Here is a 15716-nt window from a genome sequence, read left to right as displayed (position 1 = left end):
GGTTTCCTTAGAACTTCACCCAACCCGACGGATCGAAAGCCGCGCCGCGCAGGCGAAGCTCAAAGTATAGCCCCGATTCCTCGTTGCCACCGCTGTTGCCCACGCTGGCAATCGCATCGCCGGCCTTGACCACGTCGCCGGGACGCTTGAGCAGCGACTGGTTGTTGCCGTAAATGCTCATGTACTGGCCGCCATGATCGACAATGATCAGGTTGCCGAAGCCGCGCAGCCACTCGGCAAACACCACCCGGCCACCGGCCACCGTGTGGATTTCAGCGCCTTCGGCCGCCTTGATGAACACGCCCTTCCAGGCCGGACCGTCGCCGCGCTTGCTGCCATATTTGGCAGCGACGCGGCCGTTGACGGGCGCGCGCATCTGCCCCTTGAGGCTGGCAAAGGCGCCGGCCGGCGCCGCCGGTGCCAGTGCGATATCGGCCGCCTTGGCCGGCGGCTCCTTCGGTTCCGGCGGTACCGGCGTGGCAGCGACTTTTGGTTCGTCGGCGTCGATCGGATCGAGCTTGACCGGCGGCGGCGGGGTGACCGGGGTCGCCGGTTGCTGCGGCTTGATGGTGCCCGATTTGCCGGCGTTGGCCATGGCGGCAGCCTTGGCTGCGGCCTCCCTGGCGGCAGCGGCGCGCGCCAGGCGCAAGCGCTCGGCTTCGGCCGCCCTGGCTTTGGCCAGCGCGCGTTGCTCGGCTTCGGCCTTGGCCTTGGCGGCGGCGCGGGCGGCAGCGAGTTGTTCCTGGCGGCGCTTTTCGGCAGCGGCAGCGGCCGCCTGCTCCTCGATCAGCTTGTTCAGGCGCGTGACCAGGCCGCCGAGGCGCTGCTCGTCGCGCTCGACATTGCCGACTTCCTTGCGCTGGGCCACCAGCTTGTTCGACAGCTGGGCCAGCAGCGCCGCGCGGCGCGCCTTTTCCTGCTCCAGCTTGTTCTTTTGCTGCAATTGTTCCTGGGCGATCTCGCCCAGTTCGTCCTTGGCGTTCTGGGTGGCGGCCTGGTTGTCCTCGACCGCCTTGAGGCTGGTGCGCAAACTTTCCAGCAACTTGGCCTGTGCTTGCGACACGTACGACAGCATTTGCAGGTCGCGGTTGATGCGGTTCGGGTTGTCGCCGGACAGCAGCAGCTTGATGCGGTCCTCGTTGCCGGCCACGTAGTGCTGGCGCAGCATTTGCGCCAGTTGCTGTTGCTGGTCCTTGACGGTGGCGCTCAGGCGCTCGCGCTCGGCGCCAAGCGCGGTCAGCTTGCTGTTGGTATCGTTCTGCTCCTGCTGCAGGTCGCGCAGGGCGCGGTTGGCGTCCGAAATCGCCGCTTCCGATTCGGCCAGCGTATCGGCCGCGTCTTCCTTGGCGCTCTCGGTCTTGCCGATATCTTTCTTGAGGGCGGTGAGTTTTTGCTGCAAGCCGGCGCGTTCGGCTTCGGCCAGCGCCTTTTGCTTGCTGCGCTCGGTCGGCTTGCCCGGCGCGGCGTGCGCCACCGGGACCGCCATCGAAGTTGCCAACGAGGCGGTGACCAGCAGCGCGGCACAGACGCCGCGCCAGTTATTACTAAGCTTGGAAGAAGACAAATTACTTGGCCTTGCCCTGGTTGGCCACTGCCGCCTGCGCTGCCGCGATGGCATCGGCGTCGCCGAGGTAGTAGTGGCGGATCGGTTTCAGGTCGGCGTCCAGCTCATACACCAGCGGCTGGCCGTTCGGGATGTTGAGGCCGACGATGTCGTTGTCGCTGATGCCGTCGAGCATCTTGATCAGCGCGCGCAGGCTGTTGCCGTGGGCCGAGATAATGATTTTCTTGCCGGCGCGGATGGCCGGGGCGATTTCCTCGTCCCACACCGGTACCACGCGGGCCACGGTGTCTTTCAGGCATTCGGTCAGCGGAATCTGTTCTTTCGACAGGCCGGCGTAGCGCGGGTCGTTGAACGAGACGCGGTCGTCGGACGCTTCCAGCGCCGGCGGCGGCGTGTCGTAGCTGCGGCGCCAGACCAGCACTTGCTCGTCGCCGTACTTGGCGGCGGTTTCACCCTTGTCCAGGCCTTGCAGGGCGCCGTAGTGGCGCTCGTTCAGGCGCCAGTCGTTCTTGATCGGCAGGTACATCATGTCCATTTCGTCCAGCGCCAGCCACAGCGTGCGCACGGCGCGCTTCAGTACCGAGGTGTACGCCAGGTCGAAGGTGAAGCCCGATTCCTTGAGCACCTGGCCGGCGGCCTTGGCTTCGTTGATGCCTTTTTCGGTCAGATCGACGTCGGTCCAGCCGGTGAAGCGGTTCGACAGGTTCCAGGTGGATTCGCCATGGCGCATGAATACGATTTTGTACATGTGAATAATCTTCAAAGAAAGGTGAGTAATAAGTGAGTAAGATCGATCGCCGCTTCTATTTTATAATGCGCGGATTCATTTAAACCATTGGAACCCTGTGAAATTCTTCATTGACAATATTTTCTTGATCGCCGTGGTGCTCGTTTCCGGCGGCGCCCTGCTGTTCCCGATGCTGACCCAGCGCGGCAAGCGCGCCAACCCGGCCGACGTCACGCTCTTGATTAATCGCAGCAAGGCCACCATTGTAGATGTACGCGAGGCGAAAGACTTCGCGCTCGGCCACCTGCCGGACGCGAAGAACATCCCGTTTGCCGAATTCGACCAGCGCATCGGCGAACTGGACAAGTTCAAGAGCAAAACCATGGTGGTTGTGTGCCAGACTGGCGGCATGCGCGCCTCCACCGCCGCCAGCAAGCTCACCAAGGCCGGCTTCACCGACGTGGTGACCCTCGATGGTGGCATTGCCGCTTGGAAAAAAGCCAACCTGCCGCTGGCAAAGCCTGCACAGGCCAAGCCATCGCCGGCGAAACCGCAAGCCAAATAACTGGAAGGAAGCATGATGACTGCCGAAGTGACGATGTACACCACCGCCGTATGCCCCTATTGCATCCGCGCCGAGCGGTTGCTGGAAGCGAAGGGCGTGACCGACCTGAAAAAAGTCCGCGTGGACCTCGATCCGCAGCAACGCATGCTGATGATGGAAAAAACCGGCCGCCGCACCGTGCCGCAGATTTACATCGGCGATACCCACGTCGGTGGTTTCGACGACCTGTATGCGCTGGACCAGGCCGGCAAACTGACACCCATGCTCAACGGCTGATTGAACTTTTCAGTCAACTGCGAGACCAAATACAACGCCGGGCCAGAAAGTCTTGGTTGCGATGATGGTTTTGATACAATTGCCTTCGCGTTGATTTGAGCTGTAGCATTGCCCATACCAAGCACAACTTATATTGAACGGCCACGGCCGTTCTTGTTCACCATAACGAAAGCGCTCCATGTCTGAAGAAAATCTGCAACCAGTATTCCAAATCCAACGCGTCTACCTGAAAGACATGTCGCTGGAACAACCGAACTCGCCAGCTATCTTCCTGGAACAGGAAGCGCCAAGCATCGAAGTCGCCCTGGACGTTGGCGCCGAGCCACTGGCCGAAGGCATCTTCGAATCGACCGTGACCATCACCGTGACCGCCAAGGTCAACGACAAGGTCGCTTTCCTGGTCGAAGGCAAGCAAGCCGGTATCTTCGAAGCCCGTAACATTCCAGCCGACCAGCTGGACCCGCTGCTGGGCATCGGTTGCCCGAACATCGTGTATCCATACCTGCGCGCCAACATCGCCGACGTGATCACCCGTGCCGGCTTCCCGCCAGTGCACCTGGCCGAGATCAACTTCGAAGTGTTCTACCAGCAGCGCCTGCAAGCCGTGGCTGACGCCGCTGCTGCCGCACCAGCTGCCGACGGTACCACCACGCACTAAGTAGCATCCGCCGCCGGCGACTCTGCCGGCGGCTGTTTCACCAGACAAGGTTTGCAATGACATATCCCCGTTTGATCGCCGCCCTGGCCATGACGCTGGCCGCTGCCGCCGGCCAGGCATACGACTTCAAAACGGTGGGCGCCGCGCCTGCGGTGCTGTACGACGCGCCTTCCACCAAGGGTGGCAAACTGTTCGTGGTGCCGCGCGGCGCCCCGCTCGAAGTCGTGCTCACCTATGGCGAATGGATCAAGGTCCGCGATATCAACGGCGACATGGCCTGGACCGAAGCGCGCAGCCTCACCGGCAAGCGCAACGTCATCGTGCGCGCCGCCAACCTCAAAGTACGCAGCACCCCGGACGATGCCGCCACTGCGGCCTTTATCGCCGACAAGGGCGTGCTGCTCGAAGTGCTGGACACCGCCGCCGGCGGCTGGCTCAAGGTCCGCCATAAAGACGGCGTGACCGGCTACGTCAAGAACGCCGACATCTGGGGCGTATGATTCCCGCTCAACAAACCGCAGTGGCCGGCACCCGCAAGGTTACCGTGCTGGGCGCTGGCGCCTGGGGCACGGCTGTCGCCATGGCCCTGGCCCAGCGCCACGACGTGCTGCTGTGGGGCCGCAATGCCGCCGCCCTGCACGCCATGGGCGAGGCCCGCGAAAACACCGATTACCTGCCCGGCCACCCGTTTCCCGAGCGCCTGCACGTGGCTGCCGGTTTCGACGCGGCACTGGCCCATGCGGCAGGCCCCGACGGCCTGCTGATCGCGGCCTGCCCGGTGGCCGGCCTGCGGCCGTTATTGAAACAACTGAAACCCCACAACGTCGCCCATGTGGTGTGGCTGTGCAAGGGTTTCGAATACGACACCGGCCTGCTGCCGCACCAGATCGTGCGCGAAGAACTCGGCGACGGTGTCGCCGGCGGCGCGCTGTCCGGCCCATCGTTCGCGCAGGAAGTGGCCCGCGGCCTGCCATGCGCGCTGACCATCGCTTCCACCAGTTGCCAGCTGCGCGAGAGCGTGGTGGCAGCCGTCCACGGCGGCAACGTGCGCGTGTATTCGAGCGCAGACCTGGTGGGCGTGGAAGTGGGCGGTGCAGTAAAAAATGTGCTGGCCATCGCCACCGGCGTGGCCGACGGCCTGGGCCTGGGCCTGAATGCCCGTGCCGCGCTGATCACGCGCGGCCTGGCCGAAATCACGCGCCTGGGCACCGCGCTGGGCGGCCAGGCCGAAACCTTCATGGGCCTGACCGGCATGGGCGACCTGATTCTGACCTGCACCGGCGACCTGTCGCGCAACCGCCGCGTCGGCCTGGCGCTGGCGCAGGGCAAGGCCCTGGACACCATCGTCCAGGAACTGGGTCACGTGGCCGAAGGCGTGCCATGTGCCAAAGCCGTGCGCGAACTGGCGGCACGCATTGGCGTCGAGATGCCGATCACCAACGCGGTAGCCGGCGCGCTGTTCGACGGCGACCTGCCGCAGGCGATGGTGCTGCGCCTGCTGGCGCGCGATCCACGCGACGAAAAGGTGCTGCGCTAGGCTTCGTTGAAGCCTGGCGGTATCACTCCTCGACGATCTCTTCCTTCGCGCCCCGCATCCATTCCACCAGCGGGAATGCATCTTTCAAGCCGCTGGCAAGAATCGGCACCAGCAACTCCGGCTGGTTGAGCGGCAAATCGATCTCGGTCCAGATGAAGAAACTTTTCAGCTTGATGTACTCGATGTGCTCGTGCGCCGGATCGAAACCCTTGGGCGGACGCATCAACTTGCCTTCGTCGCGGATATCGCCGAACGTCAGCTTCAGTTTTTTATTCTTCAACACCTTTTTGAAGCCGGCCGCGTCATCGACCATGTGCTGGCGCAGCGCCTTCAAACGCCCGGCCGGCGGCATATACTCGCCGGCGCCGAACAGCATGCGGCCCGAGCCGTCGATCTGCATGTAGTAGGTGGGGCCACCGGCCTTGCTGGGGCGGCGCATGTCGTTGGGCGCTACCGCTGCCGAAAAGCGCGTTTTATACGGGCTTTTATCGTGCGCAAAACGCACGTCGCGGTTGATGCGGAACATCGCCTTCTTTGGGTTGCTGAACTTGACCGCCGGATCGAACTTGCCGAGTTCGGCAATCATCTCGGTGACCACTTGCAGGAATTCTTCGCGCAGGATGTCGTAGCGCGGCTTGTTCATGACGAACCAGGGACGGTTGTTATTGTCCGCCAGTTCGCGCAAAAATTGCGTCAGATCGCGTAAATGCATGGGTGTGACTGAACCTTATTTGGGGGGCGGGCGCTTGCCGACGGTAACGTCGAGCGTGGTCTCGCGGCTCTTGCGCAGGACCTTCATTTTAGCTTTTTCCCCCGGAACCAGTTGGGCGATCTGGTTGAGCATGCCGGTGGTGTCGCTGACCGGCTTGTCGTCCACCGACAGCAGGATGTCGCCGGGCCGCACGCCGCCCTTGTAGGCGGGACCGTTGCGCACTACGCCGGCAATCATGGCGCCGTTCTGGCGCGGCAGGCTGAAGCTGCGCGCCAGTTCCGGCGTGATGTCCTGGGTTTCCACGCCGATCCAGCCGCGCACGACGTGGCCCGACTTGATGATCGCTTCCATCACGGTTTTTGCCGTACTCATCGGGATGGCAAAACCGATACCGACCGAGCCGCCCGACTGCGAATAGATGGCCGAATTAATCCCCAGCAGGTTGCCGTGGGTATCGACCAGCGCCCCGCCCGAGTTGCCGAAATTGATCGCGGCATCGGTCTGGATGAAATTCTCGAAATGGTTGATGTGCAGATTGTTGCGACCGAGCGCGGAAATGATGCCCATGGTCACGGTCTGGCCCACGCCGAACGGGTTGCCGATGGCCAGCACCACGTCGCCCACCTGCGCCTGCTCGGCCTGGCCCAGCACGATCACCGGCAACTTTTCCAGCTCGATCTTGATTACGGCCAGGTCGGTCTCGGGATCGGTGCCCACCACCTTGGCGGCAGCCTTGCGGCCGTCGGCCAGCATCACCTCGATCTCGTCGGCCGCTTCCACCACGTGGTTGTTGGTCAGGATATAGCCTTCGGCGGAGACGATCACGCCGGAACCGAGCGACGAATCTTCCTCGTCGCCTTCATCGCCGAAGAAGCGCTTGAAGAACGGGTCTTTCATCAACGGATGCTTGCTGCGCTTGGGCCGCTTGCTGGTGACGATGTTGACCACGGCAGGCATGGCGCGCGCGGCGGCGTTGCGGTACGAGCCCCCGGCCAGCGCCGGCGGCTTCGACGGGCCGGCCTCGAGCATCGGCGCGGGCCGCTCGGCGCTGCCCATTTGCTGCAGGCGCACGGGCGCGGCGCGGTCGGTGACGAGCGCCGTGTAGACAAAATACAGTGCCAGCGCGACGGTGACCGTTTGCGCAAACAACAACCAGAGTCGTCGCATAATTCAACCCGCCACAGCAGGCGTCCTCGTTAATTCTTCGGTGAAGCGTTGCTGTTTTTCAGCGAATCGCGGATCTCGCGCAGCAGCACGATATCTTCCGGCGTGGCTGCCGGTGCAGCGGGCGCGGCCGGCTTTTCCAGGCGTTGGCGCGCACGGTTCATCAGGCGTACCATCTGGAAGATGATAAAGGCCAGGATGATAAAGTTGAGCAAGATGGTGATGAAGTTACCATAGGCGAACACGGCGCCCAGTTTCTTGGCTTCCTCGAGCGGCAGGCTGCTGGCCTGGCCGTTGAGGGGAATGTAGTAGCTGGCGAAGTCCAGGCCGCCGAACAGGATACCGATCGGTGGCATGATGATGTCTTTCACCAACGAATCGACGATCTTGCCGAAGGCGCCACCGATGATCACACCGACCGCGAGATCGACCACGTTGCCCTTCATCGCGAATTCTTTGAATTCTTTCATCATTGCCATATTCTTACCCCTCGACGTGTGGTCTTTTGTTTACAAAACTGCCCAAGGATCATACTATTTTTTCAATTGGATTCCAAACACCCTTGCCGTTTGCACACATCGACAAGGAATTAGTTTAAGTTTGACCTATATCAATAAAATAAAAAACAGGGGACGATTCAATAGCGCACCGTTCGCGGAAAACTGGCGCAAATCGGCGGAAGGCGCTCGAAAGTTACTTTTGAGAAAGCTTTTCCCGCCTTGTGGAACTCCCCTTCCCTTATAATTTTTGAGGTTGCAAGAAGCACACATCGAGTGCTCGGGACTTGGTCGGTTCTCCGGAGCATAGGCGCTGCACGGCAGGCAGATTTTTGTTGGCACTTTAAGAAAAAGATTGGGGTAAGAATGGGTAACGAAAAACAGATCGATTCCGGTCGCCGCAACCTGATCGTCGCGACAGGCGCGGCGGGGGGCGTGGTGGGGTTGGCGACGGCGGGGGCGCTGGTCTCCACCTTCCAGCCATCCGAACGGGCCAAGGCGGCGGGTGCGCCGGTCGAGGTCGATATTGCCGCCCTCAATCCGGGCGAAATGGTCACCGTCGAGTGGCGTGGCAAGCCGGTCTGGGTGCTCAAGCGCACGCCGGAAATGGTGGCCTCGCTCAAGAAAACCGACGGCAAGGTGGCCGATGCCGAATCGAAACGCAATCCCGACGAATACACGCCCGAGTACGCCCGCAACGAATGGCGCTCGCGCAAGCCCGAAATCCTGGTCGCAGTCGGCATCTGTACCCACCTCGGCTGTTCGCCTTCCTCCAAGTTCCAGCCCGGTCCGCAGCCCTCGCTGCCCGACGACTGGGAAGGCGGCTTCCTGTGTCCCTGCCATGGCTCCACTTTCGACATGGCCGGCCGCGTCTTCAAGAACAAGCCGGCGCCGGACAACCTGCAAGTGCCGCGCTATATGTTCCTCTCCGACACCAAGCTGGTGATCGGCAAAGACGAGAAAGGCGAGGCATAAACCATGGCGGCGTTCAAAGAGACCAAGCTTCCGGCCGATGCTCCGGCCGCACAAAAAGCCCTCGGCTGGGTGGATGACCGTTTTCCGCTGACCAAGCTGTGGAACGACCAATGGGGCAAGTACTACGCCCCGAAAAACTTCAATTTCTGGTACATCTTCGGCTCGCTGGCGATGCTGGTGCTGGTGCTGCAGATCGTCACCGGCATCTTCCTGACCATGCACTACAAGCCGGACGCCACCCTGGCGTTCGCCTCGGTCGAGTACATCATGCGCGAAGTGCCGTGGGGCTGGCTGGTGCGCTATATGCACTCGACCGGCGCCTCCGCCTTCTTCATCATCATCTACCTGCACATGACGCGGGCGCTCCTGTACGGTTCTTACCGCAAGCCGCGCGAGCTGATCTGGCTGTTCGGCTTTGCCATCTTCCTGTGCCTGATGGCCGAAGCGTTCTTCGGCTACCTGCTACCATGGGGCCAAATGTCGTACTGGGGCGCGCAGGTGATCGTCAACCTGTTCGGCGCGATTCCCGTGATCGGTCCCGACCTGTCGCTGTGGATCCGGGGCGACTACGTGGTGTCCGACGCCACCCTGAACCGCTTCTTCGCCTTCCACGTGATCGCCATTCCACTGGTATTGCTGGGGCTGGTAGCAGCCCACCTGATCGCCCTGCACGAAGTGGGTTCGAGCAACCCGGACGGCATCGAAGTGAAGGAAAACCTGGGCCCGGACGGCCACCCGCTCGATTCCATCCCGTCGCACCCGTACTACACGGTGCACGACCTGTTTGGCGTGTCGGTATTCCTGTTGATCTTCAGCTGCGTGGTGTTCTTCGCGCCGGAAATGGGCGGCTACTTCCTCGAGTACAACAACTTCCTGCCCGGCGACTCGCTGAAAACTCCGCTCCACATCGCGCCGACCTGGTACTTCACGCCGTTCTACTCGGTGCTGCGCGCCACCACGGCCGACTTCATGTGGGTGCTGATGTGCTTTGTGGCCGCCTACACCGTGTTCATCTGGCTCAAGTCGCGCCTGTCGCGCATCACCAAGATCATCATCGCCGTGGTGGCCCTGCTGGCCATTATCGGCATGCTGCCACAGGTACTCGACGCCAAGTTCTGGGGCGTGGTGTTCTTCGGCGGCTCGGTGGTGATCCTGGCCTTCATGCCGTGGCTCGACCATTCGCCGGTGAAGTCGATCCGCTACCGTCCAAGCTGGCACAAGTATGTGTACGCGGTGTTCTTCATCTCGTTCATCATCCTGGGCATTCTCGGCACGCTGGCGCCGACCGACCTGTTCACCATCATTTCGCAAGTGTGCACCCTGTTGTACTTCAGCTTTTTCCTGTTCATGCCGTGGTGGAGCACGATGGGCACGTTCAAGAAAGTGCCCGACCGCGTGGTTTTCCATCCGCACTGAGCCGCTGAATCTCCGTACATAAAGGACTAGACATGAATTTTGCGAAGAAACTGCTGGCCGCGCTGGCCCTGGTGCCGGCGCTGGTACTGGCAAATGAAGCCGGTTTCCCTTACGATAAGGCCCCTGACCGTTCGAATAACATGGCCGCACTGCAACATGGTGCAAAATTATTCGTCAATTACTGCCTGAACTGTCACAATGCGTCCTCGATGCGGTACAACCGCCTCAAGGACCTGGGACTGACCGACGCACAAATCCGCGATAACCTGTTGTTTACTGCGGATAAAGTGGGCGCCATGATGACCACGAGCATGAATCCGAAGGATGCCAAGACTTGGTTTGGCGCGGTACCGCCGGATTTGTCGGTGATTGCACGGGCCAAGGCGTCGGGTTCGGGCAGCGGATCGGATTATCTGTACACGTACCTGCGCACGTTCTACAAGGACGAGACCCGCCCGAACGGCTGGAACAACCGGGTACTGGAAAACGCCGCGATGCCGCATGTATTATGGGAATTGCAAGGCGTACAGAAGATCAAGACGAAGGATGTGCCTGACCCGCACGAGCATGGCAAGACGATCCACCAGTTCGACGGGTTCGAACAAGTCGCGCCGGGCACCATGAGTAAGTTAGAATTCGATAACGCGGTGGCCGACCTGGTTGGCTACATGCAATGGATGGCGGAACCTGCGGCGCAGACCCGCAAGAAACTGGGCGTGGTGGTGGTCTTGTTCCTGTCCCTGTTTGTCTTGCTGGCCTGGCGTTTGAACGCGTCGTACTGGAAAGAAGTGAAATAATCGAGAGCGCCGAAACAGATTTTCGGCGCTTGTTTTTGCGATGCCCGCCTGAGCGGGCAATCGGTTCTGGGGTGATCCGTTCGACGGCTCGCCCCCTTTGTTTCTAAGGAACTATAACAAATGATGGTTCTCTACTCGGGCACTACCTGCCCATTCTCGCAACGTTGCCGCCTGGTGCTGTTTGAAAAAGGCATGGACTTCGAAGTACGCGACGTCGACCTGTTCAACAAGCCGGAAGACATTTCGACCATGAACCCGTACGGCCAGGTGCCGATCCTGGTCGAGCGCGAACTGATCCTGTACGAATCGAACATCATCAACGAATACATCGACGAGCGCTTCCCGCACCCGCAGCTGATGCCGGCCGATCCGCTGATGCGCGCACGTGCCCGCCTGATGCTGTTCAACTTCGAGAAAGAGCTGTTCGTCCACGTGCACGTGCTCGAGAGCGAACGCGCCAAGGGCAACGACAAGAGCCACGACAAGGCCCGCGCCGAAATCCGCGACCGCCTGACCACGCTCGCACCGCTGTTCCTGAAGAACAAGTACATGCTCGGTGACGAATTCTCGATGCTGGACGTGGCCGTGGCTCCCCTGCTGTGGCGCCTCGACCACTACGGCATCGAACTGTCGAAGACCGCCGCGCCGCTGATGAAATACGCCGAGCGTATCTTCTCGCGCCCGGCCTATATCGAAGCGCTGACCCCGTCCGAAAAAGTGATGCGTCGTTGATGCAGGGGCGCTGTGCGCCCTGGTATGAATGGTTGCAATAGTTGATCGATCGGCGCGCCCTGTTGTTCTGCCAGCGGGGCGCGCCAAGTTTCACCGTAGTCTGGAAGACCATGTCCGAAATCTCAACCAAGCCTTACATGCTGCGCGCCATCTACGAATGGTGCACCGATAGCGGCTATACGCCCTACCTGGCCGTCAAGGTCGACGCTTCGACCACGGTCCCGATGGAATACGTGAAAAAAGGCGAAATCGTCCTCAACATCAGCTTCGGCGCCACGTCCGGCCTGAAAATGGACAACGACGCCATCCGCTTCCACGCCCGCTTCGGCGGTGTCTCGCGCGAAATCTACGTGCCGGTCAACAACGTGATGGCGATCTACGCCAACGAAAACGGCCAGGGCATGGCGTTCGAGCCGCAACTCGGTGGCAGCGATGCTTCCGCCGGACAATCGTCGCCCGTGGTGGAAGAACCAAGCGCCCCGGCACTCGCTTCCGTCCCCTCGATCGCCCCCGCGCCAGCACCGGTGTCCACCGCCAAGCCGGACGACGGCGCATCGCCCGACGACGACAACGAACCACCACGCAAGGGCGGCCGCCCGACCCTGACCCGGATTAAATAGCGTATAATCTGCCCCGTACAAGTTTCGCCGACTTAGCTCATTTGGTAGAGCAGTTGATTTGTAATCATCAGGTGGCCAGTTCGAAACCGGCAGTCGGCACCAGAAATATAGTGTTAATTCAAAGGGTTACATGCTTTTTTGCATGTGACCCTTTTTACTTTGCTAGATGAAGCTATCTCTGTGTAGGCACCATGTAGGCAATGCCAGAGCGCCGCTGAAATCGTGCTTGACATATCAGGCCTTACCACACAACATACAGGTTGTCTAATGCTTCCAGACTTCAAAAAAATCAACGGTCTCCTTCCCGAAGGAGAGCATGAAGCGTCTTGGGCTGAGGTTAGTCAGCGATTTGGCAATTCGGCGGGTCGTAACGCTCTTCTTGCTGGGTTGCTAGAAGCTTGTCGCTCGCTTAGCAACGCTGGTGTGAAATATCTATATCTCGACGGTAGTTTCGTAACTGCCAAAAGAAACCCAGGCGATTGGGATGCTTGTTACAGTCAGGTAGGGGTGATAGCTGCTCTGCTGGACCCCGTCTTGCTAGACTTTACTAACGGTAGAGCTGCTCAAAAAAATAAATTCAAGGGTGAAGCCTTTGTCGCGGAAGCCAGCGCCGCCGGATTGCTGGGCCCCCCATACTTGAAATTTTTCCAGACAGAAAAAGGCACCGGTAAAGCAAAGGGCATTGTGAAGTTAGACCTTGGAACTCTTCCATGATAAAAAATCAGCGGCAATATAATTTAACTAAAAATAGTGCAGCTATGTTTGCTGAGGCTTTAGTGCGCCTAAGAACTGAGGAGTGCCCGCAGGGTGTTGACCCATTAATGTTCAAAGCTCAACACGACGGGTTAGAGAGCCAACTCGAAACACTCTTGGCTGAGGTTAAAGAATATGAAGCGCTCCGCAACGGAGAAATTGAATCGTTATCGCTGGTTGGGCTGGAAGAGCTTCCATTGGGGCTAATTAAAGCTCGTATTGCACGTGGGCTTACCCAAAAGCAGCTGGCTGCTTTAATAGATGTCAAACCACAGCAAGTTCAGCGGTGGGAGCACGAAGATTACGAGAATGTGGGTTTCCTAAAGCTGGTCGAAATTGCTAAAGCGCTGGAACTTAGCATTTCTGAGCATATTGAACTTCCAGCCAAGCCACGCAGTGCCATTATGGATTTGAAGCGTCATGGGATTGATAAGACATTTTTGCTGGCCCGTTTAGCATCGAACGACGCTCAATATAGATTAGATTCGTTTACGGATGCTGATTTGCTGAGTGCCGCTGCCGGCCGTCTACATAAGATATTCGGTATGAGAGTTGCCGCTAACGGCGTTTTCTTCTCAGACGACAGGTTTAAACTGGCTTGTGCGGGCGCTCGTTTCAAGGTCCCCCAAAATGCGGACAAGGCTAAAGTTACGGCGTATGCGGTTTACGCGCATCACTTAGCAGATATAGTTGCTAAGGCTACCCGGCACCTTCCCCTGCACGCGGTGCCTGATAGTTGGACTGAGTTACGAAAGGCGTTATGTGGCGAGTCCAAACCTAACTTCGAAAGTATTCTTCGCGGTGCGTGGGCTATGGGTATACCTGTTCTACCTTTGGCAGACCCAATCCATTTTCATGGTGTCTGCTGGCGTTTTGATTATCGTAATGTGATTGTTTTGAAGCAGAGCACACAGTATTCTTCACGGTGGGCCTTCGATTTATTGCATGAAATCCACCATGCGGGAGAAAATCCTGAGTTGCATGCTTTAGAACCTCTTGATGGGGACGCAACGGATAATGAGCGTAGAGATTCGGACGAAGAGCATGAAGCAAATAATTTAGCCGGAGATGTTTTGTTCTCTGGGCGTGCTCAAAAATTATACGACCTGGTCTTAGCACAGTCAGGCGGGCAGATTGTGCGCATTAAAAATTCTGTCATTTCCGTCTCAGCCGCTGAAAATGTTAGCACTGCAGACCTAGCGAATTATGTAGCCTACAGGCTTCAAAAAGAAAAATTCATTACTTGGTGGGGTGCTGCAAACAATCTTCAACCATCTGACGAAAATCCCTTAAAAGTAGCCCGCAAGGTGTTTATGGAGAATTTTGATTTTGGTTCGCTAGATAAGGATGACTGCGAATTACTTAAACAAGCGCTACTTGACCCTGCATTTTAACCATATTGCATTAACGGCGGAATAAGGCGGCCGCCTTATTGGAACATTTCAACCGGGCTTTATGTAGTGGTCTAATGTACCCGGACACTGATTTAGGCGAGAATGCTCGCCATGGAGAGGTGTTTGATGAGCAAGCAAAGACGTACATTTTCCCCTGAGTTCAAGCAGNATGCTGCTCGAGCTCGCTGCCAGCTTGATGAACTGGGGACTGTAGTGGTCTAATGTACCCGGACACTGATTTAGGCGAGAATGCTCGCCATGGAGAGGTGTTTGATGAGCAAGCAAAGACGTACATTTTCCCCTGAGTTCAAGCAGCAGGCAGCATGCTTGGTATTGGATCAGGGATACAGCCACGTGGAGGCCAGTCGATCGATCGGCGTCGGAGAATCGCTGATGCGCCGCTGGGTTCAACAGCTTCAATTGGAGCGACAAGGCGTCACGCCACAGGGCAAGGCGATCACGCCGGATCAGCAACGAATACAGGAACTCGAGGCGCGCATTGAACGTCTCGAGCGGGAGAAATCTATTTTAAAAAAGGCTACCGCGCTCTTGATGTCGGAAGGAATAGAACGTACGAGGTAATCGATGAGATTTGTGGTGACGAATCAATCGAGTTGATTTGCGCGGTGTTCGACGTCGCGCGATCATGCCTGTATGCACATCGGGAGCGCGTGCGACACATTGATGTTGAACGCGTGGCATTACGTAGCCGCGTCCACGAGCTGTTCGTTGAGAGCCGCAGTTCAGCGGGGAGCCGAAGCATCATGGACATGATGCGCGAGGAAGGCACGGCCATTGGCCGCTTCAAAGTTAGTCGTCTGATGGAGGAGTTGGGGCTAGTCTGCAAACAACCTGGCAGGCACGCCTACAAGCAGGCCACGGTGGAGCGGATCGACATTCCGAATCATCTCAACCGTGAGTTCWCAGTGGAGGCGCMAAATCACGTCTGGTGCGGCGATATCACCTATGTTTGGGCGCAGGGGCGATGGTATTACTTGGCTGTGGTGTTGGATTTGTTCGCTCGCCGAGCGGTGGGCTGGGCATTCTCGCTACGGCCCGATGCCGACCTTGTCGTGCAAGCGCTGGAAATGGCCTTCGAGCAKCGCGGTCGCCCCCAAGGGCTGCTGTTTCATTCGGATCAGGGTAGTCAGTACGCCAGCCGAAAATTCCGTCAGCGATTATGGCGCTATCGGATACAACAAAGTATGAGCCGTAGGGGAAGCCCGGCCAGCACGTGCAGGTCAACACCATCGACCGTGATTTCATTGGCGCCCTGCGGCAAGCCGCGCAGCGACTGGGGAATAAAGAAGAAGATGATCAGCATCGCCA

At 58.9% G+C, this 15716-nt stretch carries 17 protein-coding genes, 1 tRNA gene and 1 pseudogene; 14 read left to right on the top strand and 5 right to left on the bottom strand.

Annotated features, from left to right (window positions below):
• Window positions 1-7: 7 nt before the first annotated feature.
• Window positions 8-1486: a murein hydrolase activator EnvC gene (locus ASF04_RS21845; protein WP_056146666.1), complete on the bottom strand. Its 1479-nt coding sequence runs from the start codon at window positions 1484-1486 to the stop codon at window positions 8-10.
• 79 nt (window positions 1487-1565) lie between these two features.
• Window positions 1566-2312, bottom strand: a complete 747-nt coding sequence (gene gpmA, locus ASF04_RS21840) for a 2,3-diphosphoglycerate-dependent phosphoglycerate mutase (protein ID WP_056146664.1) — start codon at window positions 2310-2312, stop codon at window positions 1566-1568.
• 97 nt (window positions 2313-2409) lie between these two features.
• On the opposite strand from gpmA, the gene ASF04_RS21835 reads away from it, so the two are divergent.
• The 5 genes from ASF04_RS21835 to ASF04_RS21815 all read left to right on the top strand — a co-directional run bounded on the left by ASF04_RS21835 (window position 2410) and on the right by ASF04_RS21815 (window position 5327).
• Window positions 2410-2856, top strand: a complete 447-nt coding sequence (locus ASF04_RS21835) for a rhodanese-like domain-containing protein (protein WP_056146663.1) — start codon at window positions 2410-2412, stop codon at window positions 2854-2856.
• Between the two features lie 15 nt (window positions 2857-2871).
• Window positions 2872-3132 carry a glutaredoxin 3 gene (gene grxC / locus ASF04_RS21830; protein ID WP_056147205.1) on the top strand — a complete coding sequence of 87 codons (261 nt, stop codon included), beginning with the start codon at window positions 2872-2874 and terminating at the stop codon, window positions 3130-3132.
• Between the two features lie 178 nt (window positions 3133-3310).
• Window positions 3311-3790: a protein-export chaperone SecB gene (secB, locus tag ASF04_RS21825; protein ID WP_056146661.1), complete on the top strand. Its 480-nt coding sequence runs from the start codon at window positions 3311-3313 to the stop codon at window positions 3788-3790.
• Window positions 3791-3846: 56 nt separating this feature from the next.
• The gene (locus ASF04_RS21820; RefSeq protein WP_056146658.1) at window positions 3847-4290 is read left to right on the top strand and encodes an SH3 domain-containing protein; all 444 of its coding nucleotides are present in this window, start codon (window positions 3847-3849) and stop codon (window positions 4288-4290) included.
• A complete protein-coding gene (locus tag ASF04_RS21815) occupies window positions 4287-5327 on the top strand; it encodes an NAD(P)H-dependent glycerol-3-phosphate dehydrogenase (RefSeq protein ID WP_056146657.1) in 1041 nt (346 codons plus the stop codon). Before ASF04_RS21820 ends, ASF04_RS21815 begins: the two co-directional genes overlap by 4 nt.
• A 22-nt stretch (window positions 5328-5349) precedes the next feature.
• On the opposite strand, the gene ASF04_RS21810 is transcribed toward ASF04_RS21815, so the two are convergent.
• Genes ASF04_RS21810 through mscL form a run of 3 tightly spaced genes read right to left on the bottom strand, consistent with a single transcriptional unit; the run spans window position 5350 to window position 7682 of the window.
• Entirely contained in the window at window positions 5350-6039 is a 690-nt protein-coding gene (locus tag ASF04_RS21810) for a DUF2461 domain-containing protein (RefSeq protein WP_056146654.1), read from the bottom strand.
• Between the two features lie 15 nt (window positions 6040-6054).
• Window positions 6055-7206 (bottom strand): Do family serine endopeptidase, encoded by a 1152-nt coding sequence (locus ASF04_RS21805; protein WP_056146653.1) that lies wholly within the window; start codon window positions 7204-7206, stop codon window positions 6055-6057.
• A gap of 29 nt (window positions 7207-7235) precedes the next feature.
• Window positions 7236-7682 (bottom strand): large conductance mechanosensitive channel protein MscL, encoded by a 447-nt coding sequence (gene mscL, locus ASF04_RS21800; protein ID WP_026637810.1) that lies wholly within the window; start codon window positions 7680-7682, stop codon window positions 7236-7238.
• A gap of 384 nt (window positions 7683-8066) precedes the next feature.
• Between mscL and petA the strand changes: the two genes are divergently transcribed.
• The 9 genes and pseudogenes from petA to ASF04_RS27050 form a co-directional block, all read left to right on the top strand.
• A complete protein-coding gene (gene petA, locus ASF04_RS21795) occupies window positions 8067-8675 on the top strand; it encodes a ubiquinol-cytochrome c reductase iron-sulfur subunit (RefSeq protein WP_019924692.1) in 609 nt (202 codons plus the stop codon).
• Between the two features lie 3 nt (window positions 8676-8678).
• Window positions 8679-10091 (top strand): cytochrome bc complex cytochrome b subunit, encoded by a 1413-nt coding sequence (locus ASF04_RS21790; RefSeq protein WP_056146651.1) that lies wholly within the window; start codon window positions 8679-8681, stop codon window positions 10089-10091.
• A gap of 32 nt (window positions 10092-10123) precedes the next feature.
• Window positions 10124-10888: a cytochrome c1 gene (locus tag ASF04_RS21785; RefSeq protein WP_056146649.1), complete on the top strand. Its 765-nt coding sequence runs from the start codon at window positions 10124-10126 to the stop codon at window positions 10886-10888.
• 120 nt (window positions 10889-11008) lie between these two features.
• Window positions 11009-11620, top strand: coding sequence for a glutathione S-transferase N-terminal domain-containing protein (locus ASF04_RS21780; protein ID WP_017877976.1), 612 nt, complete (start codon window positions 11009-11011; stop codon window positions 11618-11620).
• Between the two features lie 110 nt (window positions 11621-11730).
• A complete protein-coding gene (locus tag ASF04_RS21775; protein ID WP_056147204.1) occupies window positions 11731-12240 on the top strand; it encodes a ClpXP protease specificity-enhancing factor in 510 nt (169 codons plus the stop codon).
• A gap of 26 nt (window positions 12241-12266) precedes the next feature.
• A tRNA-Thr gene (locus ASF04_RS21770) sits at window positions 12267-12342 on the top strand.
• A gap of 165 nt (window positions 12343-12507) precedes the next feature.
• Window positions 12508-12954: a hypothetical protein gene (locus ASF04_RS27655; RefSeq protein ID WP_156368736.1), complete on the top strand. Its 447-nt coding sequence runs from the start codon at window positions 12508-12510 to the stop codon at window positions 12952-12954.
• On the top strand, window positions 12951-14387 hold the full coding sequence (locus ASF04_RS27055; RefSeq protein ID WP_082488946.1) for a helix-turn-helix transcriptional regulator: 1437 nt from the start codon (window positions 12951-12953) through the stop codon (window positions 14385-14387). The genes ASF04_RS27655 and ASF04_RS27055 overlap by 4 nt, the downstream gene beginning before the upstream one ends.
• A 273-nt stretch (window positions 14388-14660) precedes the next feature.
• Window positions 14661-15610: pseudogene (locus ASF04_RS27050) on the top strand (IS3 family transposase); the annotation flags it as partial.
• Window positions 15611-15716: the final 106 nt, after the last annotated feature.

This window comes from Duganella sp. Leaf61 (assembly GCF_001421905.1).
Classification (GTDB): domain Bacteria; phylum Pseudomonadota; class Gammaproteobacteria; order Burkholderiales; family Burkholderiaceae_D; genus Rugamonas; species Rugamonas zoogloeoides.
Note: the sequence above shows the minus strand (reverse complement) of the source record. Positions and strands in the feature narration are given on the sequence as shown.

What these genes read in the sequence shown, in the direction of transcription:
- ASF04_RS21845 (WP_056146666.1), bottom strand. Translation starts at nt 1,486, where the DNA reads ATGGCGGTCCCGGTGGCGCACGCCGCGCCGGGCAAGCCGACCGAGCGC.
- gpmA (WP_056146664.1), bottom strand. Translation starts at nt 2,312, where the DNA reads ATGTACAAAATCGTATTCATGCGCCATGGCGAATCCACCTGGAACCTG.
- grxC (WP_056147205.1), top strand. Translation starts at nt 2,872, where the DNA reads ATGACTGCCGAAGTGACGATGTACACCACCGCCGTATGCCCCTATTGC.
- secB (WP_056146661.1), top strand. Translation starts at nt 3,311, where the DNA reads ATGTCTGAAGAAAATCTGCAACCAGTATTCCAAATCCAACGCGTCTAC.
- ASF04_RS21820 (WP_056146658.1), top strand. Translation starts at nt 3,847, where the DNA reads ATGACATATCCCCGTTTGATCGCCGCCCTGGCCATGACGCTGGCCGCT.
- ASF04_RS21815 (WP_056146657.1), top strand. Translation starts at nt 4,287, where the DNA reads ATGATTCCCGCTCAACAAACCGCAGTGGCCGGCACCCGCAAGGTTACC.
- ASF04_RS21810 (WP_056146654.1), bottom strand. Translation starts at nt 6,039, where the DNA reads ATGCATTTACGCGATCTGACGCAATTTTTGCGCGAACTGGCGGACAAT.
- ASF04_RS21805 (WP_056146653.1), bottom strand. Translation starts at nt 7,206, where the DNA reads ATGCGACGACTCTGGTTGTTGTTTGCGCAAACGGTCACCGTCGCGCTG.
- mscL (WP_026637810.1), bottom strand. Translation starts at nt 7,682, where the DNA reads ATGGCAATGATGAAAGAATTCAAAGAATTCGCGATGAAGGGCAACGTG.
- petA (WP_019924692.1), top strand. Translation starts at nt 8,067, where the DNA reads ATGGGTAACGAAAAACAGATCGATTCCGGTCGCCGCAACCTGATCGTC.
- ASF04_RS21790 (WP_056146651.1), top strand. Translation starts at nt 8,679, where the DNA reads ATGGCGGCGTTCAAAGAGACCAAGCTTCCGGCCGATGCTCCGGCCGCA.
- ASF04_RS21785 (WP_056146649.1), top strand. Translation starts at nt 10,124, where the DNA reads ATGAATTTTGCGAAGAAACTGCTGGCCGCGCTGGCCCTGGTGCCGGCG.
- ASF04_RS21780 (WP_017877976.1), top strand. Translation starts at nt 11,009, where the DNA reads ATGATGGTTCTCTACTCGGGCACTACCTGCCCATTCTCGCAACGTTGC.
- ASF04_RS21775 (WP_056147204.1), top strand. Translation starts at nt 11,731, where the DNA reads ATGTCCGAAATCTCAACCAAGCCTTACATGCTGCGCGCCATCTACGAA.
- ASF04_RS27655 (WP_156368736.1), top strand. Translation starts at nt 12,508, where the DNA reads ATGCTTCCAGACTTCAAAAAAATCAACGGTCTCCTTCCCGAAGGAGAG.
- ASF04_RS27055 (WP_082488946.1), top strand. Translation starts at nt 12,951, where the DNA reads ATGATAAAAAATCAGCGGCAATATAATTTAACTAAAAATAGTGCAGCT.